Annotated in this window: 5 protein-coding genes; all 5 read right to left on the minus strand. The window is 70.9% G+C overall.

What is annotated here, in order from left to right:
• Positions 1 to 2,883 (minus strand): DUF6531 domain-containing protein (locus ACWD38_RS30000; RefSeq protein ID WP_450125416.1); only part of this gene is annotated, 2,883 nt, incomplete at its 3' end.
• A 122-nt stretch (positions 2,884 to 3,005) separates the two neighbouring features.
• Positions 3,006 to 3,707 (minus strand): WXG100-like domain-containing protein, encoded by a 702-nt coding sequence (locus ACWD38_RS30005; protein WP_184478448.1) that lies wholly within the window; start codon positions 3,705 to 3,707, stop codon positions 3,006 to 3,008.
• Positions 3,704 to 4,018, minus strand: coding sequence for a type VII secretion target (locus ACWD38_RS30010; protein ID WP_184478446.1), 315 nt, complete (start codon positions 4,016 to 4,018; stop codon positions 3,704 to 3,706). Before ACWD38_RS30010 ends, ACWD38_RS30005 begins: the two co-directional genes overlap by 4 nt.
• A gap of 2 nt (positions 4,019 to 4,020) precedes the next feature.
• A complete protein-coding gene (locus ACWD38_RS30015) occupies positions 4,021 to 4,482 on the minus strand; it encodes a YbaB/EbfC family nucleoid-associated protein (protein WP_184478444.1) in 462 nt (153 codons plus the stop codon).
• A gap of 124 nt (positions 4,483 to 4,606) precedes the next feature.
• Positions 4,607 to 4,832: hypothetical protein (locus ACWD38_RS30020; protein ID WP_450125417.1), on the minus strand; the 226-nt coding region annotated here is incomplete at its 5' end.

Here is a 4,832-nt window from a genome sequence, read left to right on the forward strand (position 1 = left end):
GTCCGGTGTGAGCACGCCGGTCAGCCGGTCGTCGGCGTCCCAGAAGTAGCGCCAGGTGTCGGGCTTGTGCGACAGCCGCCTGCGCTGGCGCAGGATCATCCGGCCTTGGTCGTCGTGCTCGTAGCGCACCGAACCTGCTCGGCGCACCAGCGTGCCGGAGTACTCGCGGTCCCCGACGGAGTCGGCGTCGGGTGAGCCCGCGGGCACCGGCCAGGCCGCGTCGGTGACGTTCCCGGCGGCGTCGTAGGTGTAGCGCTCGGTCCAGCCGCTGGCGCGCACCGCGGTGACGCGGCCCGCGCGGTCGAGCTCGAAGGTGCGGGGGCCGGTGAGGGTGTCGTCGACGCCGGTCAGCAGGCCGTCGGCCCGGTAGCTGTAGGAACGCTGCTGCACCTGGTGACCGGTGGCTCCGGTGATGTGCTGCGACAGCAGCTGGTGGTTGGCGTCCCAGTCCTGGGTGAGCACGGCGTTCGCGCCGAGCGCGCGGGAGGTCTCGTGCCCGGCGGCGTCGTAGTCGAAGCGCAGCGTTCGGCCGCCCGCGTGCAATGCGGTGGGCTGGTGGGCGGCGTTGAACTCCCACGCGCTCTCCGCGCCGGACGGCGTCATCCGCCGCACCCGTCGTCCGAGCGCGTCGTAGGCGGAGTGCACGGTGCGGCCGTTGACGCTCTCCGCGAGCACCCGCCCGGTCGCGTCGCGCTGGAAGCGGATCTGGGTGTCGCCGTCCCTCGCCTCGGCGAGGCGGCCGGCCAGGTCGTAGGTGAACGTGGTCGTGGCGCCGGGGGTGCGGCGTTCGATGACGTCGCCGAGGACGTTACGCACGAACGTGGTGGTCTCGCCGACGCCGTTGGTGCGTTCCAGCAGCTGCCCGGCCGCGTCGTGCCGGTAGGTGACCTGGCGGCCGTTGAAGTCGGTCTCGCGCACGAGGTTCCCGGCTTCGTCGTACGCGTAGCGCCAGACGAGTCCTTGCTCGTTGGTGACGCTGGTCAGCCGCAGTTCGGTGTCGTAGCCGAACTCCAGGCGGGTGCCGTCGGGCCGCACTTCCGCCGAGGGCAGGTCGAAGTGGGTGACTTCGGTGTGGGTGGCCTGGCCGAGCGCGTCGACGTGGGTGCGGAGGTTGCCTTCGCCGTCGTAGATCCACCGTTCCGCGGCACCGTCCGGCAGGGTGCGCCACGCGGGTTTGCCGTCGACGGTCCAACCGAAGCGGGTCGTGCCGCCGAGCGGATCGACCACGGCCGACGCCCGGCCGAAGCCGTCGCGTTCGTAGCGGGTAGTCGCACCTGCGGCGTCGGTGATCGTGAGCGGCAGCCCGGCCGCATCGGTCTCGACCTGGCGTGCTCCGCCCAGCGCGTCGGTGATGGCCGTGAGGTGACCGTGCTCGTCGTAGGCGTAGGTCGTCGCCGCGCCCATCGCGTCGAGCGATCGCGTGAGGTTGCCGCGCTCGTCGTACTCGCGGCGCGACACGGTGCCGTCCGGGGCGATCACCGTCGTCGGCAGCCGCAGCTCGTTGTACTCGAAGCGGGTCTGCGAGCCGTCGGGGCGGGACGCGGCCAGCAGGTTGCCGGACTCGTCGTAGTCGTAGCGCACGGTGCGCCCGAGCGGATCGGTCTGGGACAGCAGCCGGTCGAACTCGTCCCACTCGGAACGGACCTCGTCACCCGCGGGGTTCACCTCCCGGATCGTCTGGCCGCGTTCGTTGAGGTGGTAGGCGGTCTGCTCCCCCAGCGAGTTCGTCCACCGGGTCACACCGTCCTCATAGGACATGCTTCCGCTGAAGAAACCGCCGGAACCGTCGGCCTGCACGACGCGGCCCTCGTGGTCGTAGCCGTAGCGGTACCAGGCGCCGTTGCGGTCGGTCCAGCTCGTGATCCGGCCCGTGTCGTCGTAGGTGAACGTCAACGGCATGCCGGAGGCGTTGGTGACTTCCGTGAGCCGCCGTCCGGAATAGCCGTAGCGCACCAGCGCAACGTCTTCGCCGTCGGCCGCGTCCCGCAGGTGCAACGCGGTGATCAGGCCGTCTTCAGAGTCGACGCGGATGCGGTAGCCGCCGCTGTGGCGGATCTCCAGCGGAGTTCCGGCCGCGTCGCGGTCGAAGTCGATGCGGTGCCCGTTGCGGTCGGTGATCGCCAGCAGCGGCAGCACCGCGCGCCCCAGGCCGACGCCGAAGTGCAGCGTGCGGCCCTGCTCGACGTCGGTGATCGTGAAGCCGTCGGCGGTGCGGGTCAGTGCGCGGCGCGGACCGGTGCGCGGCTGGACCGGCGAGTCGTCCGCGGGCAGCGGGTAGAACAGCAGCGTGCCGTCGTCGGCGGCGAACGAGACCTCGTTCCCGTCGACCTCCAGCCGCTGGTCCGCGGTGGACGACCAGCTCGGGCCGAAGTGCCGTCCCACCCGGTACGACGACAGGTGCGTCCGGTTCAGCACCAGCGGCAGCACGCCCGCCAGTTCCACGTCCGTCTGCGGGAGCACCATGTCGCCGCTGGCGACGTCGATCGGGTCACCGCAGGTGTTCTTGTCCTTGTCCGGCACTCGTTCGGCGTCGGCGCCGCGGTTGTTTCCCTGGATCGACGAGTCGTCCGGCGAGCCGGTGCGGCCGGACGGCGACGTCCCGTTCGGGCCGTCCGGGGTGTCTGCGCCGGACGGCTTGGTGCTGTCCGGGCCGGAACCGCCGAGTTCAGGTCCGGTCTGGTGCCCGTTGCTCGCGGGCGGCGCGCTGGTGCTTCCGGTGGACGCCGGGCCGGAACCGCCCGGACGTCCGGCCTGCGCCGACTGCTGGATGCTGTCCTGCGCGCCGGACACGCTGCTGCTCGCGTCGATGTTCCCGTGGCGCTGCGAAGGCCTGCTGCCGGGCGCGTCACCGCCGCCGTCGCCGCCGTGAGGTTTCCTCGCCACTTCCGCCGCCTCCGGGTGTTCCGGTACGAGTTCCGATTCGATGTTCAGCTCGGGCCCGCAACGGTTCCCCCTGAGAATCCGTTGCGGCGCCGTAGGTTCGCGAGATCGCCCCCGTCGTGTCCTCAGCCGTCGACGAGCTTGGTGAGGTTGGTCAAGCTGTCGATCAGGTCGCCGATGTAGCCGGTGATCCGCCCGACCCACTTGACCACGGCGGATGCGATCTGCGCGGCCACTACCGGGATGGTCACCACGAAGATCGCCTCCGCGGCCCACACGATGACGCGCGCCACCAGGTCCGCGATCAGGTCCCGCACCAGTTCGCGGGTCATCTTCACCAGGCCGCCCGCGCCTTCGGTCGCGGCGGCCATCGCCGCCGAGGTCGCGCCCAGGCCCCCGATCGCGTCCACGTTCGCGCCCATCATGGCGCGGTAGGCGTCGGCGGCCTGGCCTTCCCAGCCGGGCAGGTCCCGTTCCAGGTCCGACTTCAGGTCCTCGGACATCGACGCGAGTTCGGTGGCCATGTTCGTCCACGTGTTGGCGTGGGAGGTGACGACGTCGGGCATGCCGGTGAGTTCGTCGAGCATCTCCCGCAACGGCTCGAAGTGCTCCATCGCCCAGCCCAGGCCGTTGGACAGCAAGGTGCCGAACGGGTCGAGCACGGCGGAGGCGACCTCCAGCCCGACGCCGACGCCGGAGAGCACGCCGCTGACCCAGTCCTCGCTCTGGATCGCCGTGACCAGGCCTTCGACGCTCTCCGCGGTACCGGCGCCGGTCCACGCCTTCTGCGTCGACTGGACGGGGGCGACCAATGATTCCTCGCTCACAGGCCACCTCCGGCGGCCCGCAGGTTCTGGCCGTGCTCGTCCTCGCGGCGGTCGTAGTCGTCGGCGGTGGCGCGCAGCGCGGACGCGGCCTGCGCGAGGTTCTCCTCGACGTAGGCGAGCAGTTCGTCCTGCTTGGTGTGCCTGCCCTCCAGGATGCCGGCGATCCACGAGCACAGGACGCCGTAGGCCTGGTCGTCCTGCGCGATGTGCCCGCTGGCCGATTTCACCGCGCCGAACCGCTCCTGGATCGCCTCGACCTTGCCCGCGTGCGCCCGCAGCTTCTCGGCGTCGACGTTGAAACCGTCACCCATGTTCAGCTCCGGAAGTCCGAGGTCACGTCGTAGTCCTCGTCGTCGTCGGGAGGACGCCGCGCGGGGGTCGCGGGCTCCTCCGCGGCCGGTCCGCTGCGCAGGCGGTCGCCGAGGCGCTGCGCGATCTCGCGGCCCGCGGCGGAGTCGGCGCCGAGGGTGTCGGTGACGATCTCCTGGGAGCGGTCGGCGGCCTGGTTGCGCGCCAGGCCGAGCGCCGTCATGACCGCTCGGGCGACGACGGCCGGGGCCTTGCGCTTGATCTCGTCAGTCAAGCGCAGGTCCACGAGCGAACCCGTGGAGTCGACCGTGACCTCCGCCAAGCCCTGCGGGTCCGAGGCGCTGACCTTGACCTCGTTGATCCGCTCGCTCATGGCCTGGGTGTTGGCGGCCACCTGCTCGGCCCGCTCCCGCCACGCGGCCAGCCGCTCACGAGCGGCATCCGGGTCGAGGACGTCGCCGTTCACGCGGCGCCCCGATCAACCACACGTGCTTCGCTCGACACGGTCACTCCCCCAGGAACGCTGGCGCAGACAACTCGATCACCAGCGTCCCACCCACCACTCGCACGGGGAGCGAAAAGCCCGCCGATCACTCGATCAGCCTAGCGCCACCGATGATCCACGAACGGCAGCACATTGATCTTGTCGTCCCCTGGTGAGCAGCGTTCTTGGTCTGTGTCCTGTCAGCGGCGAAGCCGCTGAGCAGCGACCACCATGCCCACCGGCACCGCAGCGGGTTCTCAGCGTTCTTCTCGCGAGGACGGCTTTTTCCCTCGTGGCGGAGCCACTCGGGAAAAAGATCCCGCAGCGAGAAG

The sequence above is a fragment of the Saccharopolyspora sp. NPDC002578 genome, from assembly GCF_053592695.1.

Bases quoted from the DNA above. Each gene is read 5' to 3' on its own strand.
- ACWD38_RS30010 (WP_184478446.1), bottom strand. From the start codon at position 4,018: ATGGGTGACGGTTTCAACGTCGACGCCGAGAAGCTGCGGGCGCACGCG.